Annotated in this window: 22 protein-coding genes; 9 read left to right on the forward strand and 13 right to left on the reverse strand. The window is 72.7% G+C overall.

The genetic code is table 11. The annotated features are described in order from the left end of the window. Window positions 1-4: 4 nt before the first annotated feature. Genes ACZ63J_RS05230 through ACZ63J_RS05240 form a run of 3 tightly spaced genes read right to left on the reverse strand, consistent with a single transcriptional unit; the run spans window position 5 to window position 2,937 of the window. Window positions 5-889, reverse strand: coding sequence for a cobalamin-binding protein (locus ACZ63J_RS05230; protein ID WP_465399642.1), 885 nt, complete (start codon window positions 887-889; stop codon window positions 5-7). Next, window positions 889-1,986, reverse strand: a complete 1,098-nt coding sequence (locus ACZ63J_RS05235) for a calcium:cation antiporter (protein ID WP_465399641.1) — start codon at window positions 1,984-1,986, stop codon at window positions 889-891. Before ACZ63J_RS05235 ends, ACZ63J_RS05230 begins: the two co-directional genes overlap by 1 nt. Before the next feature lie 51 nt (window positions 1,987-2,037). Continuing rightward, window positions 2,038-2,937, reverse strand: a complete 900-nt coding sequence (locus ACZ63J_RS05240) for a LysR family transcriptional regulator (RefSeq protein ID WP_465399640.1) — start codon at window positions 2,935-2,937, stop codon at window positions 2,038-2,040. Between the two features lie 70 nt (window positions 2,938-3,007). Here ACZ63J_RS05240 and ACZ63J_RS05245 point away from each other — a divergent pair, with 70 nt between their 5' ends. After that, a complete protein-coding gene (locus ACZ63J_RS05245) occupies window positions 3,008-4,741 on the forward strand; it encodes a pyruvate dehydrogenase (RefSeq protein ID WP_465399639.1) in 1,734 nt (577 codons plus the stop codon). Here ACZ63J_RS05245 and mftB read toward each other — a convergent pair. From mftB to ACZ63J_RS05260, 3 genes are all read right to left on the reverse strand, one after another. Continuing rightward, window positions 4,738-5,001 carry a mycofactocin biosynthesis chaperone MftB gene (mftB, locus tag ACZ63J_RS05250; RefSeq protein ID WP_465399638.1) on the reverse strand — a complete coding sequence of 88 codons (264 nt, stop codon included), beginning with the start codon at window positions 4,999-5,001 and terminating at the stop codon, window positions 4,738-4,740. The genes ACZ63J_RS05245 and mftB overlap by 4 nt on opposite strands. Before the next feature lie 20 nt (window positions 5,002-5,021). After that, a complete protein-coding gene (locus ACZ63J_RS05255; RefSeq protein WP_465340489.1) occupies window positions 5,022-6,134 on the reverse strand; it encodes an NDMA-dependent alcohol dehydrogenase in 1,113 nt (370 codons plus the stop codon). 85 nt (window positions 6,135-6,219) lie between these two features. Next, window positions 6,220-7,833, reverse strand: a complete 1,614-nt coding sequence (locus ACZ63J_RS05260) for a sigma-54-dependent Fis family transcriptional regulator (RefSeq protein WP_465340490.1) — start codon at window positions 7,831-7,833, stop codon at window positions 6,220-6,222. Window positions 7,834-8,049: 216 nt separating this feature from the next. Between ACZ63J_RS05260 and mdo the strand changes: the two genes are divergently transcribed. From mdo to mftM, 4 genes are read left to right on the forward strand one after another with little or no spacing between them, the layout of a single operon-like run. Then, window positions 8,050-9,342 carry an NDMA-dependent methanol dehydrogenase gene (mdo, locus tag ACZ63J_RS05265; RefSeq protein ID WP_465399637.1) on the forward strand — a complete coding sequence of 431 codons (1,293 nt, stop codon included), beginning with the start codon at window positions 8,050-8,052 and terminating at the stop codon, window positions 9,340-9,342. A 56-nt stretch (window positions 9,343-9,398) separates the two neighbouring features. Then, window positions 9,399-10,505 carry an AAA family ATPase gene (locus ACZ63J_RS05270; protein WP_465408412.1) on the forward strand — a complete coding sequence of 369 codons (1,107 nt, stop codon included), beginning with the start codon at window positions 9,399-9,401 and terminating at the stop codon, window positions 10,503-10,505. A gap of 11 nt (window positions 10,506-10,516) precedes the next feature. Next, complete coding sequence (locus tag ACZ63J_RS05275) at window positions 10,517-11,986, forward strand: VWA domain-containing protein (protein WP_465408414.1); 1,470 nt, start codon at window positions 10,517-10,519, stop codon at window positions 11,984-11,986. Continuing rightward, entirely contained in the window at window positions 11,983-12,855 is an 873-nt protein-coding gene (gene mftM / locus ACZ63J_RS05280) for a mycofactocin oligosaccharide methyltransferase MftM (protein WP_465408416.1), read from the forward strand. Before ACZ63J_RS05275 ends, mftM begins: the two co-directional genes overlap by 4 nt. Window position 12,856: 1 nt before the next feature. Here the strand turns inward: mftM and ACZ63J_RS05285 are convergent, their stop codons facing one another. The 5 genes from ACZ63J_RS05285 to ACZ63J_RS05305 are packed head-to-tail and all read right to left on the reverse strand — an operon-like array spanning window position 12,857 to window position 17,425. Then, window positions 12,857-13,339, reverse strand: coding sequence for an NUDIX domain-containing protein (locus ACZ63J_RS05285; protein WP_465408418.1), 483 nt, complete (start codon window positions 13,337-13,339; stop codon window positions 12,857-12,859). A 13-nt stretch (window positions 13,340-13,352) separates the two neighbouring features. Beyond that, window positions 13,353-13,997, reverse strand: a complete 645-nt coding sequence (locus ACZ63J_RS05290) for a MadR family response regulator transcription factor (RefSeq protein WP_465408420.1) — start codon at window positions 13,995-13,997, stop codon at window positions 13,353-13,355. Beyond that, entirely contained in the window at window positions 13,990-15,243 is a 1,254-nt protein-coding gene (locus tag ACZ63J_RS05295; RefSeq protein ID WP_465340498.1) for a sensor histidine kinase, read from the reverse strand. Before ACZ63J_RS05295 ends, ACZ63J_RS05290 begins: the two co-directional genes overlap by 8 nt. Next, entirely contained in the window at window positions 15,240-16,514 is a 1,275-nt protein-coding gene (locus ACZ63J_RS05300; protein ID WP_465408422.1) for an iron-containing alcohol dehydrogenase, read from the reverse strand. The genes ACZ63J_RS05295 and ACZ63J_RS05300 overlap by 4 nt, the downstream gene beginning before the upstream one ends. Before the next feature lie 41 nt (window positions 16,515-16,555). After that, complete coding sequence (locus tag ACZ63J_RS05305) at window positions 16,556-17,425, reverse strand: urea carboxylase-associated family protein (protein ID WP_465408424.1); 870 nt, start codon at window positions 17,423-17,425, stop codon at window positions 16,556-16,558. Window positions 17,426-17,451: 26 nt separating this feature from the next. Here ACZ63J_RS05305 and ACZ63J_RS05310 point away from each other — a divergent pair, with 26 nt between their 5' ends. From ACZ63J_RS05310 to ACZ63J_RS05320, 3 genes are all read left to right on the forward strand, one after another. Then, entirely contained in the window at window positions 17,452-17,583 is a 132-nt protein-coding gene (locus ACZ63J_RS05310) for a hypothetical protein (protein WP_465439317.1), read from the forward strand. Between the two features lie 5 nt (window positions 17,584-17,588). Then, window positions 17,589-18,395, forward strand: coding sequence for a hypothetical protein (locus ACZ63J_RS05315; RefSeq protein WP_465408426.1), 807 nt, complete (start codon window positions 17,589-17,591; stop codon window positions 18,393-18,395). An 89-nt stretch (window positions 18,396-18,484) separates the two neighbouring features. Next, on the forward strand, window positions 18,485-19,147 hold the full coding sequence (locus ACZ63J_RS05320) for a GmrSD restriction endonuclease domain-containing protein (protein ID WP_465408428.1): 663 nt from the start codon (window positions 18,485-18,487) through the stop codon (window positions 19,145-19,147). On the opposite strand, the gene ACZ63J_RS05325 is transcribed toward ACZ63J_RS05320, so the two are convergent. After that, on the reverse strand, window positions 19,144-19,914 hold the full coding sequence (locus ACZ63J_RS05325; protein ID WP_465408430.1) for a fructosamine kinase family protein: 771 nt from the start codon (window positions 19,912-19,914) through the stop codon (window positions 19,144-19,146). The two genes, ACZ63J_RS05320 and ACZ63J_RS05325, sit on opposite strands and share 4 nt — an antisense overlap. Here ACZ63J_RS05325 and ACZ63J_RS05330 point away from each other — a divergent pair. Next, window positions 19,913-20,293 (forward strand): MmcQ/YjbR family DNA-binding protein, encoded by a 381-nt coding sequence (locus ACZ63J_RS05330; RefSeq protein WP_465304591.1) that lies wholly within the window; start codon window positions 19,913-19,915, stop codon window positions 20,291-20,293. The two genes, ACZ63J_RS05325 and ACZ63J_RS05330, sit on opposite strands and share 2 nt — an antisense overlap. Here the strand turns inward: ACZ63J_RS05330 and ACZ63J_RS05335 are convergent. Then, the gene (locus ACZ63J_RS05335) at window positions 20,218-21,081 is read right to left on the reverse strand and encodes a GNAT family N-acetyltransferase (protein WP_465408432.1); all 864 of its coding nucleotides are present in this window, start codon (window positions 21,079-21,081) and stop codon (window positions 20,218-20,220) included. The genes ACZ63J_RS05330 and ACZ63J_RS05335 overlap by 76 nt on opposite strands. Between the last annotated feature and the right edge of the window lie 33 nt (window positions 21,082-21,114).

Here is a 21,114-nt window from a genome sequence, read left to right on the forward strand (position 1 = left end):
CGCTTCATCCGGTGGAGGGCAGCCGCCGGGCGTCGGCCGGATCGCCGCCGCCGAGAATCTCCGCCAGGATCTCCGCGCCGTGGACCACCCGCGGGCCCGGGCGGTTGAAGTGCGCCGGGCCGTCGAGGACCCAGACCTGCCCGGCCCGCACCGCGGGCAGGTCCGCCCAGCCGGGCAGCTCCGCGAGCTTCGGCGCCTCGGCCACCGAGCGCTCCGGCGCGAACCCGCACGGCATCAGGAGGAGCACGTCCGGCCGGGCTTCGACCACGGCGTCCCACTCGACTGGCCGGGTGTGTTCGCCGGGTTCGGCGAGCAGCGGTTCGCCGCCGGCCAACGCGATCTGCTCGGGCACCCAGTGGCCCGCCGGCCAGAGCGGGTCCAGCCACTCCAGCGCGACGACCCGCCGCCGGGGAAACCGGGGATCCAGCGCGTTCAGGCGCGTCCGGAGGGCGGCGATCTCGGCCGCGGCGCGGTCCGGCACGCCGAGCACGTCGCCGACCTGGCGGAGGCAGTCGAGCACGCCGTCGAGCGTGGCCGGTTCGAGGCTCACCACGAGCGGTCCCGAGTCGAGCGTGCGGACGGCTTCGGACACCTGCCGGTAGGACACCGCGCAGACCTCGCACAGGTCCTGCGTGAACACGACGTCGGGAGCCAGCTCGGCGAGCCGGGCGCTGTCGAGCGTGTAGAGCCCGGACCCGCGGTGGGTCGCTTCGGAGATTTCCCGGCTGGACAAGGCATCGGGGTCGAACTCGGCCCGTGTCACCACCGGGACGTGCTCGACCTCCCCCGGCGGCCAGTCGCATTCGTGGGTCCGGCCGACCAGGTCGGGCAGCCGTCCGAGCACCGCGACGAGGTCCGTCGCGGCCGGCAGGAGCGAGACGATCCGCATCAGGGGTTGACGGCCAGCACCAGGAACCCGGCCAGCAGCACCAGGTGGACACCGCCCTGCAGCCGCGTCGCCCGGCCGGGCACGACCGTCAGGACACTCACCACCACCGTCAGCGCCAGCAGCACGATCTGCGTCGGACCCAGGCCCAGCAGCAGCTCTGTCGGCAGCCAGATCGACGCCAGCGCGATCGCCGGGATCGTCAGGCCGATGCTCGCGATCGCCGAGCCGTAGGCCAGGTTCAGGCTGATCTGCATCCGGTCGCGCTGGGCCGCGCGGGTGGCCGCCAGGGTCTCCGGGAGCAGCACCAGCAGCGCGATCACCACGCCGACGAACGACTGCGGGAACCCGGCCGCGCGCACGCCCGCCTCGATCGCCGGGGACTCCACCTTCGCCAGCCCGACCACCGCGACCAGCGCCACCAGCAGCAGCGCGAGGCTGCCCAGCGCGGCCTTGTTCGTCGGCGGTTCGGCGTGGTCGTCCTCCTTGACCTCGCCGTCGGCGGCCACCGGGAGGAAGAAGTCGCGGTGGCGCATCGTCTGCGTCAGCACGAACGTCGCGTACAGCGCCAGGGACGCGACGGCGGCGAAGGTCAGCTGCGCCGGCGAGAACGCCGGGCCGGGGGTGCTGGAGGTGAACGTCGGCAGCACCAGGCTCAGCGACGCCAGGGTCGCGACCGTCGCCAGCGCCGCGCCGCTGCCTTCGGAGTTGAACAGGGTGACGCCGTAGCGGCGCGCGCCGACGAGCAGCGAGATGCCGACGATGCCGTTGGTCGTGATCATCACCGCCGCGAACACCGTGTCCCGCGCGAGCGACCCCGCCTCCGGGCCACCCGAAACCATCATCGTGACGATCAGCGCGACCTCGATGACGGTGACCGCGACGGCGAGCACCAGCGACCCGAACGGCTCGCCGACCCGGTGCGCGACGACCTCCGCGTGGTGCACCGCGGCGAGCACGGTCGCCCCCAGCGCGACCGCGACGATCGCCACGAACACCGCGCCGAGGTCGCGGCCCCAGGCGAGCGCCAGCACGAGCACGGCGAGCACCGGCGTGACGGAGGTCCAGGACGTCAGGAAGGATCTCAGCGCGGCCACCATGCCTCCACCCTGTCACACCGGCGATCACTTTGCGTGGTCGTACGGCGATTCTCACATTTCCGGCACAGTCCCTTGTGGACGGTCGAACGCGCCGAGGACGTGCCGCCGGAAGGTCTCGCTCAACGGGGGGAGAGTCCGGCCCGCCGCCCACGCGAGCCCGATGTCGCGCGCGGCGTCCACATCGGTCAGCTCGAGGTGCGGCGCCGGGACCACGCCGGTGTGCGGCAGCGGCAGCAGGGAGACGCCGAGCCCGGCGGTGACGAGGCCGCGCAAGGTCTCGACCTCGTCACCCTCGAACCCGATGCGCGGCGTGAACCCGGCTTCGGCGCACAGGCGCTCGGTGGTTTCGCGCAGCGCGTAACCCGGGCGCAGGAGGATGAACGTCTCGTCCGCGAGCTCGGTGAGCCGGACGCAGTCGCGCCGGGCCAGCCGGTGCTGCGGCGGCACCGCGAGCCGCAGCGGCTCGACGAGCAGGCGTGTCCAGCGCAGCTGCGGGTGCCCGGGGTCGTCACTGGTGAGCACCAGGTCCGCGGTGCCGTCCAGCAGCTCGGCCTCGAGGCCGGCTTCACCGTGCTGGCGCAGCTCGAACCGGGCGCCGGGGTAGTCGCGCAGGAAGCCCCGCAGGATCTCGGGCACGAGCCAGGTGCCGAAGGTGTGCAGGAAGGCCAGCGGCACCACGCCGGTGCCCGGCGCGACGATCTCGCCGACCTCGCGCAGCCCCTGGTCGAGCTGGTCGAGCACCAGGTCGACGTGCCGCTTGAACGCGTGCCCGGCCGGGGTCAGCCGCAGCACGCGCCCGGACCGGCGGAACAGCTCGGCGCCGGTGTCGTGCTCCAGCCGGCGCAGGGCGCGGGAGAGCGCGGGCTGGGTGAGGTGCCCCCGCGCCGCCGTCTCCGTGACGGTCGCGCCCGCGGCGACCTCGCGGAACAGCCGGAGCGTCTGGACGTCCATGTCCCCAGTGTATGGATTTTCATCCCATCAGGCATTGGACGCATCGATCGGGACGGGCCACGCTGGAGGTATGGCAACCGTGGCAGAACAGCTGGTCAGGACCCTGCGGGACGCGGGTGTCGAGCGCATCTACGGCATCGTCGGCGACAGCCTCAACCCGATCGTCGACGCGGTCCGCCGCACCGACGGCATCGAGTGGGTGCACGTCCGCCACGAAGAGACCGCCGCCTTCGCCGCGGCCGCCGAAGCGCAGGTCACCGGCAAGCTCGCCGTCTGCGCGGGCAGCTGCGGGCCCGGCAACCTGCACCTGATCAACGGCCTGTTCGACGCGCACCGCTCCGGCGCGCCGGTGCTCGCGATCGCGTCGCACATCCCGTCGAACGAGATCGGCACCGGCTTCTTCCAGGAGACCCACCCGGACCGGCTCTTCGCCGAGTGCAGCCATTTCAGCGAGGTCGTGGCGGACCCGGCGCAGCTACCGCGGCTGCTGCGGATCGCCACCCAGGCCGCCGTCGGCAAGGGCGGTGTCGCCGTGCTGACCATCCCCGGCGACCTCGCCGACCGCAAGGCGACCGGTCCGCTGACCGAGCGCCTGCCGCTCGTGACGCCGTCACCCGCGGTCCCGTCGGCGGAGACGGTCGCCGAGCTGGCCCAGCTGCTGAACAACGGCGAGAAGGTCATGCTGTTCGCCGGCGCGGGCGTGCGGGGCGCGCACGCCGAGGTGATGGCGCTGGCCGAGAAGCTCGCGGCGCCGGTTGGGCACTCGCTCGGCGGCAAGGAGTGGATCCAGTACGACAACCCGTTCGACGTCGGCATGAGCGGCCTGCTCGGCTACGGCGCCTGCTACGACGCGATGCACGAAGCCGACCGGATCGTGTTGCTGGGCACCGACTTCCCGTACGACAAGTTCCTCCCGCAGGCACGCACGATCCAGATCGACCACGACGCGTCGCGCCTCGGCCGCCGGACCCCGCTGGACCTGGCCGTGCACGGCGACGTGAAGGAGACGCTGCGGGCCCTCCTGCCGCTGCTGCGCCCGCGCACCGACCGGACCTACCTCGGCCGGATGCTGCGCGAGCACGTGCGGAAGCTGGAGAAGGTCGTCGGCGCGTACACGACGAAGATCGAGAACCGCCGGCCGGTCCACCCCGAGTACGTCGCTTCGGTGCTCGACGAGGTCGCCGCCGACGACACCGTGTTCACCGTGGACACCGGCATGGGCAACGTCTGGGCCGCGCGCTACCTGACCCCGAACGGCCGCCGGCGTGTGCTCGGCTCGTTCCGGCACGGCAGCATGGCGAACGCGCTGCCGCACGCGATCGGCGCGCAGCTCGCCCAGCCGGGCCGCCAGGTCGTGTCGCTTTCCGGCGACGGCGGGCTCGCGATGCTGATGGGCGACCTGCTGACGCTGCCCGCCTACGACGTGCCGGTGAAGGTCGTGGTGTTCAACAACGCGACGCTGGGCATGGTGAAGCTGGAGATGCTCGTCGACGGCCTCCCGGACTTCGGCACCGACCACCCGCCGGTGAACTTCGCGGCGATCGCGGCGGCGTGCGGGATCTTCGCCGAACGCGTCGAGGACCCGGCCGACGTCCGCGGCGCGCTGGAGAAGGCCTTCGCGCACAACGGCCCGGCGGTGGTCGAGGTGGTGACCGACCCGAACGCGCTGTCGATCCCGCCGCGGATCACCGGCGAGATGGTCCGCGGCTTCGCGTTGGGCGCCACGAAGACCGTGCTCAACGGCGGTGTCGGCAAGATGGTCGACCTGGCGCGCACCAACCTGCGCAACGCGCCGCGGCCCTAGGGGTCGGCGACGATGACCCCGGTGTCGGCCAGGGTTTCCAGCGCGGCGAGGATCCGCGCCCGGCGGGTGCCGCCCAGCTCCGCGGCGTCGAGGGCGTCGCGGAGCGAGGCGTGCATCGCCAGCGCGCGGACGAACCGCACCAGCTCCGGGCACGTCAGATAGGACAGTTCGCGGTTGCCCGTGTGGTAGGCGAGCGCCCCGAACGGCTCGGGGCGCAACGCCACCAGCGGGTTCAGCCGGTACGCGGTGTCGAGGTCCATTGTGGACTTCGGCGCACCGGCTATGCGGAGTGGACGATGACGCCGCGGATGTTCTTGCCGTCGCGCAGGTCCTGGTAACCTTCGTTGACCTGGTCGAGGGTGTACTTGCGGGTCACCAGCTCGTCCAGCTTGAGCTTCCCGGCGTCGTAGAGCCGCAGCAGCCGGACGATGTCGTACTGCGGGTTCGCCGAGCCGAACAGCGTGCCCTTGATCGTCTTCTCGAACAGCGTCATCACGCCGCCGGAGACGTGCACGGTGAGCTTCTCGGGGTTGGCGAGCCCGGTGATGACCACGGTGCCGCCCTTGCCGACCACGTCGAACGCCTGGCTGACGACGTCCTCTTCGACGGTGCCGACCGTGATGAGCGCCTGGTCGGCCAGCTGGCCCCAGGTCAGCTCGTTGACCTTCTCGGCGGCTTCGGCGGCGGTGGCGAACGCGTGGGTGGCGCCGAACTTGAGCGCGGCCTCCCGCTTGAACTCGACGGGGTCGACCGCGACGACGTACTTCGCCCCGGCGTGCGCGGCGCCCTGCACGGCGTTGATGCCGATGCCGCCGATCCCGTAGACGACGGTGGTGTCCCCGGCCCGGACGCCGCCGGCGTAGTTGGCGGTGGCCCACCCGGTCGGGACGCCGCAGCCGACGAGCACGGCGGTCTCCAGCGGCAGCCAGTCGTCGACCTTCACGACCGAGTGCTGCGAGATGGTGGCGCGCTCGGAGAACGTGCCGAGCATGCACATGGCGCCGAAGTCCTGGCCGCCGCCATGGAAGCGGAAGGTGCCGTCGGGCAGGTGGCCTTCGAGGATGGTGGCGCCCATGTCGCAGAGGTTCTGACGGCCGGTGGAGCAGTAGCGGCAGGTGCCGCAGTTGGGGATGAAGCTGCAGACGACGTGGTCACCGGGCTGCACCTTGGTGACACCCGGGCCGACGTCCTCGATGATCCCGGCGCCTTCGTGGCCGCCGATGATCGGGAAGCGCGGCACGAGGTCGTTGTCGATCAGGTGCAGGTCCGAGTGGCACAACCCGGCGGCGGTGTACTTGATGAGCACCTCGCCCGGGCCGGGCCCGTCCAGGTCCAGCTCCATGATCTCGAACGGCTTACCGGCATCGAACAGTACGGCGGCCTTGGTCTTCACGGCGTCTCCTCCACGTGGGGCGGTGGTGCCCTCGATTGTGTTGACCCGGCGGGCCGGTGAAGTGTCCGAATCCCGGACACCCCGGTCAGCGGACCCGCAGCGCGCGCATCCGGTTGTAGAGCGTCGACCGGCTGATGCCCAGCTGTTTCGCCGCCCGCACCTTGTTGCCGTCGCACGCTCGCAGCGTCCGGACGATCACGTCGTACTCCGCCTGCTCCCAGCCGCTCAGGGCCGCTCCCGGCGCCGTCTCCAGGCCGCCCGGGGCGAGGTCGGCCGCCGTCAGGTCGCCTGCCGACCGGCGGTCCGCCGCGCCCGCCAGTACTCCCGCCAGCTCGCGGAGGTTGCCCGGCCAGTGCTGGGACGCCAGCAGCTCCAGCGCGCCCGGGGTCAGGCGCAGCGAGCCGCCGAGACCGCGCAGCAGCTCCCGGGCGATCGACGGGATCTCGGCGCGGCGCTCCCGCAGCGGGGGCAGCTCGATGCGGCGGTGGACCCGGGCGGCGAGCGTCGCCTGCTCGCCGTGCAGCTCCGACGGCGGGCCGCTGACCAGGGCGAACCACGCCGAGGTTGTGTCCAGGACGCGGGCCAGGCGGACCGCGGCCAGCGGGGGCAGCAACTGGATCCCGTCGACCACCAGCAGCTCCGGCCCGCCGGCGGCCGCCTCCACGCGGGCGCACCACTCCGCTTCGCCCGAGACGACGTCGGAGACGTCGAACACCTGCACCGGCGCGTCACCGGCGACGACCCGGGCCGCGGTGCTGCGGCCGGCGCCGGGCTCGCCGGAGATCAGCACCCGCCGCCGGGCGCGGCCCGCGCCACGGAGCCGCTCGTCGATCTGCGCCGGGAACAGGCCGGGCGCACCCGGCGGACGGGACACGACCGGGCTCGCCGGGCGCACCGGCGCCAGCTCGAACAGCAGCCCGGCGTTCGCCGACACCGCCTCGACCCGCACCTCCACCGGCGTGCCCGACGTCAGCCGGAGCCGGCGCAGCCCGCGCTGGGTGCGGCCCAGCTCCTGCAGCAGCCGGTGGTCGGCGGTGTCGACCAGCTCGGTCGCCGCGGTGTTGGCCAGCACGACGTCGTGGCCGAGCGCCAGCACCGCGCACGCCCGGTGCTGCACGGACTGGAACGCGGCGAGCAGCTGCTGCTCGGCCAGTTTCGCACCGTCGAGCAGCCGCCGTTCGATGTCGGCGACCGCGCGCCGCAGGAACGGCCCGAGCAGCGGGTTGGCGTCGCCGGCCGGGCCGGTGATGTCGAGGACGCCGGCGAGCCGGCGGGTCGCCGGGTGCACCACCGGGTGGCCGTAACAGGTGAACTGCTTCATCGCTTCGAGGAAGTGCTCGTCGCCGTCGACCGCCACCCCGCGGCGGGTCTCGAACGGCGTCGCGAGCGCGTTCGTGCCGGTGCGCTCCTCGAGGAACTGGCAGCCGGGCACGGCGCTGATGTCCTCCAGCGCCAGCTCCACCGACCGCTCGCTGAACCGCCGCGCCACGATCCGGCACTCGGCGTCGGCGAGGATGACGCAGAACCGCGTGTCCGCCAGCTGGCGCGCCAGCTCGTCGAGCACCGGTGACGCCGCGCGCAGCAGGCGGCTGCGGCTGTCGACGTCGGCGAAGTCCAGGCGCTCGACGGACGACGCCGGGGAGAGCCCGGACAGCTCCGCCCGTCGCCACGACTGCGCGATCTCGGTCCGCAGGTCCACTCGCACTCCTCGTCGAGCCGTTCGGTGTCCCCGGACTTCCATCATCACACGGGACGCAAGCGTGGTGGACCCGTCCGATCGGGCAGGTGCCCGCCCGCTCCGGCCGGACGGTTCTCCGGCGCCGCCCGGACGGTTTCCGGGGTGAGCTGTTTCGCAGGCGCCGCACCGCAAATAGCGTCGGCCGCACGCCAAGCCCGTTCGTGAAAGGGATGCCCCATGCAGGTCGACGAACTGATCAAGCCGTTCCCGCTCAAGGAGTTCCACCCGATGCCGCGGGCGCTGCTGGGCCCGGGCGCGCACGAGATGATCGGCCCGGAGGCCCTGAAGATGGGCATGAAGCGGCCGCTGGTCATGACGTCGGGCCTGCGCGGCACGGACATCGTGCACAAGCTCTTCGAGTCGCTGAAGTACCACGGCCTCGACCCGGTGCTCTACGACCAGGTCGAGTCCAACCCCAAGGACTACAACGTGATGGACTCCGTCGCGCTGTACCAGGAGAACAACTGCGACGGCTTCGTCTCCATCGGCGGCGGCTCCTCGCACGACGCCTGCAAGGGCGCGCGGATCTCGGTTGCCCACGACGGCCGCAACATCAACGAGTTCGAAGGGTTCAACAAGAGCGAGAACCCGAAGAACCCGCCGCACATCGCCGTCTCCACGACGGCCGGCACCGGCTCCGAGACGTCGTGGGCCTACGTCATCACCGACACCACGACCGACCCGGACAACCCGCACAAGTACGTCGCGTTCGACGACGCGTCGGTCGTCACCCTCGCGGTGGACGACCCGGTGCTCTACTACGACTGCCCGTCGCACTTCACCGCGCAGTGCGGCTTCGACGTGCTCGCCCACGCGTCCGAGCCCTACGTCTCCCGGCTGAACTTCACGCCTTCGCTGGGCAACGCGTTGTACTCGGCCGAGCTCGTCGGGCAGCACCTGCGGGCCGCGACTTGGCACGGCGACAACCTCGAAGCCCGCGAAGGGATGATGTACGCGCAGTACACCGCCGGGCAGGCGTTCAACTCCGGCGGCCTCGGGGTCATCCACTCGGTTTCGCACGCCGTAAGCGCCTTCTACGACACCCACCATGGCCTCAACAACGCCATCGCGCTGCCGCGGGTGTGGGCATGGAACCTGCCGGTCGCCTACAAGCGCTACGCAAAGCTCGCCGGCGCACTCGGCGTCGACACGACCGGTATGACCGACGTCAAGGCCGCGGACGCCGCCGTCGCGGCCGCGATCCGGCTGCTGCGCGACGTCGGCATCCCGGAGAAGTTCACCGACGTCACCCAGGACACCCACCCGAAGAACCGCCTGGGCACCGGCCCGTCGAAGTACTACGAGCAGGCGAACGTGATCAAGGGGGACGCCGAAGACGTCGACCGCGTGTCGAACCACATCCTCGGCGACTCCTGCACCCCCGGGAACCCGAAGGAGACGACCTTCGAAACCGTCCGCCCGGTGGTCGACCACTGCTTCAACGGCGACCTGGACGACTTCCTCTCCTGAACCCCCGGCCCGGGGGTGTCCCGGCACCCGCGGGCCCCGCCTGCGAAGGGGCACCCGTGACGAGTTTCGCTTCGGTCGACGACGTCGCCGCGCGGCTGGCCGAGGTCGGCTACCTCGCCGACCGGCGGCTGGCCACCACCGTGTTCCTGCAGGCCGAGCTGGGCAAGCCGGTGCTGCTCGAAGGACCCGCCGGCGTCGGCAAGACCGAGCTGGCGAAGTCCCTGGCGGCCGCGACCGGACGGCGGCTGCTGCGCCTGCAGTGTTACGAGGGCCAGGACGAGACGAAGGCGCTCTACGACTGGGACTACGGCAAGCAGATGCTCTACACGCAGCTGCTGCGGGAGAAGATCGGCGCGATCGTCGAGGACGCGGCCGACCTGCGTGAGGCCGTCGACCGGATCAGCGCGCAGGACAGCGTCTTCTTCTCCGAGCGGTTCCTCGCCGCCCGGCCGCTGCTCGAAGCCGTGCGGTCGCCGGAGCCGGTGGTGCTGCTCGTCGACGAGGTCGACCGGGCCGACGAAGCGCTGGAAGCCGTGCTGCTGGAGATGCTCGCCGAGCAGCAGGTGTCGGTGCCCGAGCTGGGGACGTTCGTCGCCGAGCACCCGCCGTACGTCGTGCTCACGTCCAACAACACGCGTGACCTCTCGGCCGCGCTGAAACGCCGTTGCCTGCACCTGTTCCTCGACTACCCGTCGGCGGCGCGGGAGCTGGACATCATCCGCAGCAAGAAGACCGGGCTGCCGGACGCGCTGGCCGAGCACCTCGTCGACGTCGTCCGCGGGCTGCGAGCCCTCGGCCTGCGCAAGCCGCCGAGCATCTCCGAGACGATCGACTGGGCCCGCACGCTCACCGTGCTCGGCGCCACCGAACTGGAGCCGGGCCTGCTCGAAGACACCATCTCCGTGGTCGCGAAGTACGACAAGGACGTCGAACGCGCGACCGCGGCCCTGCCACAGCTCCTGGCCGGCGAAGAGGTGGCGGCGGAGAACGAAGGCGCCGCGCTGCGGGGCGACCGCGACCGGCCCGGCCGGCACGGGCCCGGCTACTACGGCGAGAAGCAGCAACCCGCGCCCGGCGACGAGCAGGGCCGGGTGCGGCAGGTCAGCACCAGCCAGGGGGCGCGGTCGTTCACCGCCAACCTCGGCCGGCACCGGCGGGCCTGATGGAGGCGACCGTGCACCGCTTCGCGCGGCTGCTGCGGGCGAGCGGCGTCCGGGTGTCGGTGTCCGAGACGCTCGACGCGCTCGCCGGCGCCGCCGCGCCCGGGATCCTCGCCAACCGCGGCCTCTTCCGCGAGGTGCTGCGCGCGGCGCTGGTGAAGGACCACCGCGACGACGACCGGTTCGACGAGCTCTTCGACGCCTTCTTCGCGCTGGTCCGGTTCCCCGGTGAGCAGTCCCGGCGCCGGGCGCGGGACCTCGACGAGTTCACGATCGCCGACGAGCTGGGCCAGCGGCCGCCGCGCGCGGACATGGAGAGCCCGGACGCCGAGGTCGGCGACCTGTTCGACCGCTCGAAGCTGGTCGAGCGGTACAGCCCGCACCCCGAGCTGAACCCGATCGTCCTGGACAGCGAGACCACCGACGAAGTGGTGTTCTCACAACAGGAAGTCGGCTCGCTGGAGGACTCGAACTCCGTCCGGCTCGACGTCGACCGCACGCACGGCGCCGACCCGGGCACGCTCAGCGCCGCGCCGGGCACCCGGCTGGACACCGAGCTGAGCCTCTCCGAGCAGGACGCGCTGCTCGGCTGGCTCGACGACACCGCCGACCCGGGCGGCGACGAGGAGGACGCGGCGGCGATGCGGGTGCGGCTCGCGGGCGTGCTCAACGGGCTGCCGGAAGCGTTGAAGCGGCACCTCGAGTACCTGATGTCGCTGCAGCACACGGTGGAAGGCCGCCGCGTCGCGCCGGTGGGGGAGCTGGGCGGCCGCGAACAGGACCAGCTGGAAGCCGCGGTGCGGCGCCTGGTGCAGAGCCTGCGCGGCGCCCCGACGCACCGCAAGCGCGAGGCGGCGCGCGGGCGGGTCGACTCGGCGCGGACGATGCGGCGGAACATGCGCTACGACGGCGTCCCGTTCCGGCCGGTGACGGTCGCGAAGGCGGAGGACAAGCCGCAGCTGGTCGTGCTCGCCGACGTCAGCCTGTCGGTGCGCGCGACCGCGCGGTTCACGCTGCACCTGGTGCACCGGCTGCAGGGGATGTTCGGCCAGGTGCGGACTTTCGCGTTCGTCGCGGGGCTGGCCGAGATCACCGGGTTGTTCGGGCGTTACCACGTCGAGGAGGCGCTGGGCCTGGTGTTCGGTGGTGACGTCCTGGACATCGACGCGAACTCCGACTACGGCCGGGTGTTCGGGACGTTCCTGTCCGAATTCGGGTCCGCCGTGACGCGCCGCACGACCGTGCTGGTGCTCGGCGACGGACGTGGCAACGGCGCCGACCCGAACCTGCCCGCGTTCGAAGAGCTGACCCGCCGGGCCCGAGAGACGATCTGGCTGACGCAGGAGCCGCGCTACTCGTGGGGGCTCGGGCCGTGCGACCTGCCGGCGTACGCGGAGTTCTGCGACCGCATCCGTGTGGTCCGCGACCTGTCCGGTTTGGACAGTGCGGCGGCGGACCTGGCCACGGCGAGGACCGGCCGGTGACGGCGGTCCTGGACCCGCTCGCGCCGGGCCACCGCGGCTGGTGGGAGTGCGGCGAGGTGCTGGTGTGCCACGAGGACGGCGTCGCGGTGCCGAACGCCTTGACCGCCCGGCTGGCGCCTTCGCACGTGACTGCGCATTTCCGGGTGTTTTCGCTGGGGCGGCGGACGCTGGTGTCGCACCGCTACCGGGGTGACGAGCTGGACGACGATCTCGCCGGTCACCTCGCTTCCGAGCTGGACTTCCTCGCGGGGCACTTCGAGGAGCTGTTCACGGGCGTGGTCCGCACGACGGTGCACGACCCGCTGCTGGCGTGGACGGTGTTTTACGCCAACACTTTGGCGGCGCTGCGGCGTCCAGGTCCCGCGGGCACGATCGCGTCGTTCGCTCCGGTGCATTCGCGGGCGTTGGAGCTGGTGCGGGGCCGGTCGGTGCTGGATCTGGGGTCCTGCTTCGGGTTTTTGCCGCTGCAGATGGTTTCGCGCGGGTTGCGGCCGATCGCGTCGGACCTCTCGCCGGGGACCATGGGGCTGCTGTCCCGGGTGTCCTCGTGGTTCGGAACACCGGTCCCGGTCCTGGCCTGCGACGCGGCGGCGGTGCCGCTGGCCTCCCGGAGCGTCGACACGGTAACGGCGATCCATCTGCTGGAGCACGTCCCGGTTGAGCACGGAACGGCGGCGCTGCGGGAGATGCTGCGCGTGGCCCGGCGCCGGGTGGTGGTGGCGGTCCCGTTCGAGGAGACGCCGAACCCGGCGTTCGGGCACGTGCGGTGTTTCGAATTCGCGGCGCTGCGCGAGTGGGGGAGGGTGTCGGGGGTGCCGTTCACGGTGTTCGAGCACCACGGCGGCTGGCTGGTCCTCGACGTGGAGTGAGCTAGTGGACCGGGTGGCCGTCTTCGCAAAGGAGCAGTTCGCCGGACCGCGCGGCAGCCACCGCGGCGGCCACCCGGCGGGCGAGGACCGGTTCGAGGCCGGGTTCGGCTTCGGCGAGCGGCAGCAGGGTCGCGGCGACGATCTCCGGGTCGGTGAAGGTCAGACGCGCGACGTCGTCCTCGGTCACCAGGCCGCCGTCGAAGATGAAGTTGATGCCCTCCGGCAGCTTCGCCGCCGGCTGGTGGTCGATGACCAGCAGCCGACCGGGTGCCCGGTCGAGCCCCAGCTCTTCGCGCAGTTCGCGGCGGGCGGTGCGCCACGGCGGTTCCCCGGCCTCTCCGGCGTCGCCCGGGATCTCCCAGAACGGCTTGTAGGACGGCCGGACGAACACCACGCGATCGGCTTCGTCGCGGAAGAGCACACCCGCGGCCGTGCGCTTGCGGTCCAGCGAGCGGGCGTACTCGTCGAAGCGGAGCAGTTCCACCCGCCGACCGTACCTAGATCAAAGCCCGCTTCGAAGCCGCGTACACCGCTTCCGCCCGGCTCCCCGCCTCCAGCTTCCGCATGATGTTCCCGACGTGGAACTTCGCCGTCGTCGGCGAAATGAACAGCTCCGCCCCGATCGCCTGGTTCGACAACCCCTGCGCCAGCAGCTTGAGCACCGTCAGCTCCCGGTCCGTCAACCGCTGCGCGTCCGGCTGGGTGCGGCCCGACAGCGTCCGGACCACCGACGTCACACTCCGCGAGTCGAACGCGCTTTCGCCGCGTGACACCGCCTTGATCGCGTCGGCCAGCGCCGTCGTGTCGACGTCCTTGACCACGTATCCCCGCGCGCCCGCCTGGACCGCCTCCATCACCAGGTGGTCCTCGAGGAACGTCGTCAGCACCAGGACGGCCAGCGCCGGGTACGCCGCCGTCAGCGAGCGGCACAGTGCCAGGCCCTCCGAGTCGGACGACGTCGAGAGCTTCAGGTCCAGCAGCACCACCGCGGGCCGGTGGGCGGCCACCACCGCCTGGGCCTCCGCCGCCGTCGACGCCTCGCCGACGATGCGGAACAACGGATCCCGCTCCAGGACCGAACGCAAACCCTGGCGCAGGATCGCGTGGTCGTCGACCAGGACGATCGTGATCGGGTCAGTCAAGGGGCACCCCCACCACGATCTTGACGCCGCCGATCCGGGAGCGGCGCACCGAGAACGTGCCGCCGAGCTCGCGGGCGCGGGCGTCCATGTTGGCCAGGCCGCGGTGGGCGCCGTCGAGGTCGTGGCCGCCGGCGACGCGCAGCACGCGGCGCAGCACCTCGGGCTCGCCGCAGCCGTCGTCGGACACCGCCAGCACCACCTCGTCGAGGCGGTAGCTCAGCCGGATCAGCGCGCGCCGGGCGTGGCCGTGCACTGCGCTGTTGAACAGGGCCTCGCCGCAGATGCGGAACAGCGAGTGCTCGGCCTCGGCGGGCAGTTCGACCGGCTTGCCGCCGATCCGCAGCTCCACCGCCAGCTCCGTCGGCAGATGCACGGTGGTCAGCTGCTCCAGCAGCTCGGGCAGGCCGGCGTGCGAGCGCTCGCGGTCGTGGCTGAGCGCGTGGATCACCGAGCGCAGCTGGTCGACCGCGCCACGGGTGAGGTCCTTGGCCACGGCCAGCCGGTCTGCCGACTCGCCGCTCGCCTCGGCCCGGCACAGCTCGACCTGCATCCCCGCCGAGAGCACGGACTGCGTGACGCTGTCGTGCAGCTCCCGCGCGATCCGGTGCCGCTCCGAGTCGATCACCTCGCGCTGGCGCGCGGCCAGCAGCTCCTGCTGGGCCCGCTCGCTGCGGCGGTGCAGAGACGAGTTGTGCAGCGCCACCACGCTCTGGCTGGCCAGGATCCGCAGCACGGCCTCGTCGGTCGTGTCGATCTTGCGCCCGCGCGGCGCCCACAGCAGCAGCCCGCCGACGACCTCGCACGCCAGCGTCACCGGCACCCGCAGGTGCCGGCCGGGCTGGTCGTCGGCGGTGTCGAAGCCGAGCTGCCCGGCGAGCGTGCGGGTCAGGCAGCTGCGCACGTAGCCCGGCATCGGGTCCACAGTGGACAGCTGACGGCCGCCGGGCCCGATGATCGTGCACCGCGGCTCGGCTTCCGGCAGCACCGAGTCGGCGACGGCGAACAGCGCGTACTCCGCGTCGACGTGCTCCGCGGCGGTGCGCACGGTCGCGCGCAGGAGGTCGTCCTGCTGCTCCACCGTGCGCACGAGCGTCCGGGAAATCCGGTCCAGGGCGTGGATCACGCCTTCGAGGCGCTCGATCGACGTCACGTACGCCGGGTAGAACGAGCGCTTGCTCGACCGGACCCCGGTCAGCTCGGCCAGGTAGCCGGGCCGGTCGTGGTCGTCGAGCGGCGCGCGGGTCACAGGGCGGCCCGGAACAGCGCTTCGATCTCCGCGGCGTCGGCGGTGCGCGGGTTGGTGGCCAGGCACGCGTCGTGCAGCGTGTTGCGCGCCAGCACCGGCAGGTGTGCCGCGGTGACGCCGAGCTCGCCCAGCCCCTTCGGCACGCCGACGTCATCCGCGAGCGCCCGCACCTGCTCGGCGACGGCGAGCCCGGCGTCCTCCGGCGGCGTGTCGGCCGTCGCGAGCCCGAGGGCCCGCGCGATCGGCACGTACCGGTCCGGGTGCGCGCGGGCGTTGAACCGGACGACGTGGGGGAGCAGCACCCCGTTGATCACGCCGTGCGGCAGGTCGAGCAGCCCGCCGACCTGGTGGCTCATCGCGTGCGCCGCGCCGAGGATCGCGTTGGTGAACGCCAGCCCCGCCTCCAGGCTCGCCTGCGCCATCAGCAACCGCGGCGACCGCTCGGCCGGGCGGTCGATGCTGCGCACCAGGTTGCCGTTGACCAGCGCGATCGAGTTGAGCGCGTGGTGGTCGGTGAGCGGGTTGTGCGCCTTGGACACGAACGCCTCGATGCCGTGGGTCAGCGCGTCGAGCCCGGTCGCCGCGGCCAGCCAGTCCGGCATCGTGGTGAGCAGCCGCGGGTCGGTCACCGAGACGTCCGGCACCAGGGTGCGGCCGATGATGGTGATCTTGGTGTTGTGCGTGGTGTCGGTGACGATGCAGAACTGCGAGACGTCGGCGCCGGTGCCCGCGGTCGACGGGATCATCACCATCGGCGGGATCGGCTGGCCGCTGCGGTCGACGCCCTCGAAGTCGAGGATGTCCCCGCCGTTGGCGGCCAGGAGCGCGACGCCTTTGCCCGCGTCGATCACCGACCCGCCGCCGAGACCCATGATGACGTCGCAGCCGGCTTCGACGTACCGCTCGTGCCCGGCGGTGATCTCGTGGTCCTTGGGGTTCGGTGTCGGGTCGGCCCACACCGTCGGGGCCAGGCCCTCGGCGCGCAGGTGCGCGAGCAGCTCGTCCACCCACGGCGTCGCGAGCAGTCCGGCGTCGGTGACGACCAGCGGCCGCCGGGCGCCCAGCCGCGCGGCGACGTGCCCGGCCTCGGAGAGCGCGCCCTCGCCGAACATGATCTCGGGCGCGTGGAACTTGGCGATGGTGAGACCTTCGGGCCCGGCCGGCGCGGCCGCGGCGCCGTACAGGCCGGCCGGCTGGGTGAGCACCGTGGCCGGCCAGGCGCCGCCGTCGTCGGCCACCCGGGAGGGCGAGGGCCGGCGAGTGAGGACCACGGGCACTCCCGATGCTGCGTCGGCGTTGACTTCCGGCCAGGCTACCCCGGCGCTCCGCCGGTCCGACCCGTCCGATCGGGTAGGTCGGCCCACTCCGGCAGCCGGACGCCGTGCAGGCCGCGGTAGGCCGCGCGCGGCGGTGACGACCAGCCTTCCAGCAGGTCAGCGCGGGGTTTGAGGACCTCGACGCCGATCGGGTGGCAGACGTCGATCGGGTCGCGGGCGTCCGGTCCCCAGAGCGGGACGGACAGGTCGCCGCCCGGGCAGGTGGACAGGGCGCACACCAGGTCGACTTCGGCGAAGAACTCGAAATGGTCGCCGGGGCGGGCCGGGCAGGCCTTCATGAAGTACCGGTCTTCGTCGTTGAGACCGGTGCACTGGAAGACGTTCAGGACGTCGTGCACGTCGAACTCGGTGAGCCCGAACGGCGCGACGGCGCGGACGAGGTTCGAGTGGCAGTGGAAGTCGAAGTCCTCGCCGGTGAGCAGCCGGTTGACGTACGGGTCGCAGCGGGTGCCGAGCAGGTCGTGGACCCGGCCGCCGTCACCGTCCCGGCCGTGGTTTTCGAGCGTGTCGGCGGTGATCGTGGCCAGCGGGCGCAGGAACGGCAGCGTCGACCAGAGCCGGTCGAACGTGCTGACGTGGGCGCGTTGCAGCTGGCGGGTGCGCGCCGCCCAGAACCGTTCGCGCGGGTCGTCGGCGTTCCACAGGTTGAGGTCGCCGACCTGCGGGCCCTCGACGGTCAGGAGCCGGCAGAGGTGCCCGCGCGGGACCCGCCACGCGCGCCCGGAGCGGATCGGCACTTCGAAGGCGTCGATGAGCTCGCGGCCCTCGGCGGTGGCGAGCCGCCGGTAGAAGGGCCGGTCGACGTCGAGCGCGGCGCCGCGGTAGGCGGCCGGAGGTGATGCCATCGGCGGTCTCCCTGATCGGTGGGCGGGTGCCGGTCCAGGATGCCCCGGGGGCGCGGCTACGCACCGTGGTGTTCGACCACTCGTTCGGCTGCTGGGGCGCCGGGCGGTCCGCTCCTACCGTCGAGGGAGTGCTCGCCGTCTCGTCGTGGGAGGTGTGACCGGCGTGCTCGTGGCACTCCAGCGTTCCGGTGAAGACCAGGACCTGCCCGCCGCCGGGAACCATCTCGTGCGGCTGCTCCGGTCGTGGGGCCCCGGCCCCGACCACCTGACGGGACTCGCGTTGGCCGGCATCAGCCTGCCCAGCCGGCGCGGCCCGCTGTTCGTCGACGCGCTCGTGTTCACGCGCTACGGCGTGGTGGTGATCGCGGCGCACGAGGCCGGCCCGGCGCCGTGGCCCGGCCCGGGCGAGCGAGCCGGCGCCGGTGTCGCGGCGGCGAAGGGCGCGCTCGCCGGCCACGACGGCGGCCGGTTCGTGACGGGCCTGGTCGCGGTGGTGACCGGCTCGCCCGTGCAGGCGGACTGGCAGCTGCCCGGCGCGGTGCCCGGGGTGGCGGTCGTGCTCGCCGACCCGCGCGGGCTGCGGCGGATCATCGGCCAGCACAACCGCTGGCGGACCGTCTGGTCGGCCGACGACGTGCTCGACGCGTGTTACGCCCTCTCCCTGGCCCACCTCGCGCCGCCGCGGGCGGTGCTGCTGGCCGACGGGTTCCCCGCGCGGCTCCCGGCGGCGTCACCCTTGCCGGAGCTGCCCGCGGTGATCGAGGTGCCGCCGGATCCGCCGCCACCACCTCCGGCGCCGGCTCCCGAAGAGCCCGGCCCCCGGCTGTCGCGCGGGCCGGGGATCGCCGTGTTCCCGCGGCAGCGGCCCATCCGGCAGGTTCCGTGGGGCCTGGTGGTGGTGCTGCTGTTCCTCGTGACGGTGGGCGTGGTGGCCGCGGTGTTCGTCGCGGACGTCTTCCACGGCTCGTGACTCGATCAGTTCGCGCCAACTAGGCCATCTGCACCGTTTCCCCGGCGCGTCTCCTGGGCATCTCCCGGTAGACGTGAAAGGGGTTCACCATGCCGCGCGCGCTGTCCGTCGTCCTGCTGGCCGTGCTCACCGGGGCCACCCTGGCCGGCTGCAAGCTCACCGACGACCTGGCCGCCGGGTCCGGCGCGCAGCCCACCGGGACGGCCGCCGCCCCGCCGATCTCCCCGGCCCAGGCGAAGACCGAGCTGGCCGCGCTCCAGGTCGCCGTCCGCGGCACGATGGACGGCTACAGCCGCGAGAAGTTCCCGCACTGGGACAAGGTCGAGGGCGCCTGCGACACGCGCGAACAGGTGCTCAAGCGCGACGGCAAGAACGTGACCACGAACGCCGACTGCGCGCCGAAGTCCGGCACCTGGGTGAGCCCGTACGACGGCGAGACCTGGCAGAAGGCGTCCGATGTGGACATCGACCACATGGTGCCGCTCGGGCAGGCCTGGGTCAGTGGCGCCAAGTCGTGGCCGCAGGAACGTCGTGAGCAGTTCGCGAACGACCTGGTCCGCCCGCAGCTGCACGCGGTGACGGACAACCTCAACGAGCAGAAGAGCGACAAGGCCCCGGACCAGTGGAAGCCGCCGCTGGTGTCGTACTGGTGCACCTATGCGGTCGACTGGATCGACGTGAAGCGCAACTACGGGCTGACGATCACGGTCCCGGAGAAGACGGCGCTGGAGACCATGCTGGGGCACTGCTAACCCAGCGACCGCGCCGCGGCCAGCGCCTGACCGGCATAGGACTGTCCGAACAGGACGGTATGCACCAGCAGTGGGAACAGCTGGTGCAGGCCGATCCGGTCCCGCCAGCCCTCGGCGAGCGGTGCGGTCTCGTCGTACGCCGCCACGATCCGGTCCAGGTGCGGGCAGCCGAACAGGCGCAGCATCGCCAGGTCCGTCTCGCGGTGCCCGCCGTGGGCCGCCGGGTCGATGAGCCACGCCTCGGTGCCGTCCCACAGGACGTTGCCGTTCCACAGGTCGCCGTGCAGCCGGGCGGGCGGCTCGGGCGGGCCCGCGACGGCCTTGATCCGCTCGCAGGCGCGCTCGAACGGCGCGGCTTCGAGCGTCCCCTCGTCGACGGCCAGACGCACGTACGGCAGCACCCGATGCGTGGCGTACCACGAAGGCCAGTCCTCACCCGGGACGTTCGCCATCGGCGCCAGGCCGATCCACGCGTCGGCCGGGCCGCCCGGGGGAGCGGCGCCGAACGCCGACGCGCCGGCCGCGTGCAGGCGCGCCAGCCCGCACCCGAACCGGTCCGCGGCCGCCGCGTCCGGACGACCGGCCGGGATCCGGTCGAGGACGAGCCGGTCGTCGTCCTCGCTGTGCACCTGGGGCACCGGCACGGTCCCCGCCTCGGCCAGCCAGCGCAGGCCCGCCGCCTCGGCCGCCGTCGCCCGTGGTCCGGTGCCGCGCTTGACCACGACGGCCCGGCCGTCGGCCAGCACGGTCTCGGTCACCTCACCCATGACCCGCACGGTACCGGCGCGCTACCGTGAACCGGTGCAGGACTTCGAACGGGTGCTCGGCGCGCTGGCGGACGTCGACCGGTCCGAGGCGCGCGACTACTCGTCGTTCAGCGTGCGCGGCAAGCGGTTCGGGTACTACTGGCCGCGGACGCGGACCCTCGGCCTCAAGCAGACGATCTCCGAACAGCTCGCCCTGGTCTCCGAACGCCCCGACGTCTTCGAGGTGCAGTTCACCGCGGGCGGCTTCGGCTGGGTCGTGGTCTACCTCGACGGCGTCGAGCCGGACGAGGTCGCCGAGCTGATCTACGAGGCCTGGCGGCTCTCGGCCCCGGAAGAGCTGGTCGCCGCGGTGCCCTTCACCAGGATCGCCCGCGCGTAGAGCAGGTCGAACCCCTGCCGCTGGACGTTCTGCTGCGACTTGGACCCCGGCTGGGTCGTGACGACGGCGATGTCGCACCCGGCCGCCGTGGCCGCGGTGAGCCGGGCCCGCAGCAGCGCGCTCTGCACCCCGCGACGGCGGTGCGCGGGCGCGGTGGCCGCGCCGGTGAACTGGGCGATCCCGTCGGTGACGCGGAAACTCGCGCCTCCGGCGAACTCGCCGTCCCGCTCCGCGACGTAGCGCCGCACCCCGGACATGTCGCGCAGGGCCCGGATCAGCGTCTCCCGCGGGAAGTCCTCGTGCGCGGGCAGCCCTTCGGTGTCGGCGACCGCGGTGGCGTCGGCGACCATCACCAGCCACGCCTCCAGCTCGTCGTCGCGGATCAGCCGGACGTCGCCGGGCTCGCCGGTGTCGCCGAGCCGCCGCCCGAGCACGTTCTCGAACGACTCCAGCCGGTAGCCGCGCTCGGTGAAGAACGCGCCGGTCCCGGCGGCGGCCAGCGGGCTCAGCTCGACCTGCACCGGCGCGTTCAGCTCGGCGAACGAGGCTTCGATCCCGGCCAGTTCGGTCTCCGACGGCGGTCCGTCGAAGCCGAGCCCGATGACCTTGTTGAACGGCGAGTCCGCCTCGGCGAAGCTGGCGACCCCGCCGGCGAACGGCCGCGCGAACCCCAGGGAGTCCCCGCGCCGCACCCGCGCGGCGTCGCTGCTTTCGGCCGTGAGCCGCGCCTCGGCCCGGTCGATCCGCGCCGCCAGCGCCGTGTCGCAGAAGAGCCGTTCCCCGTCCATGCGCCCACAGTGCCGGACGCACGGACGGGGAAC

It is taken from the genome of Amycolatopsis sp. NPDC104863 (assembly GCF_055582965.1).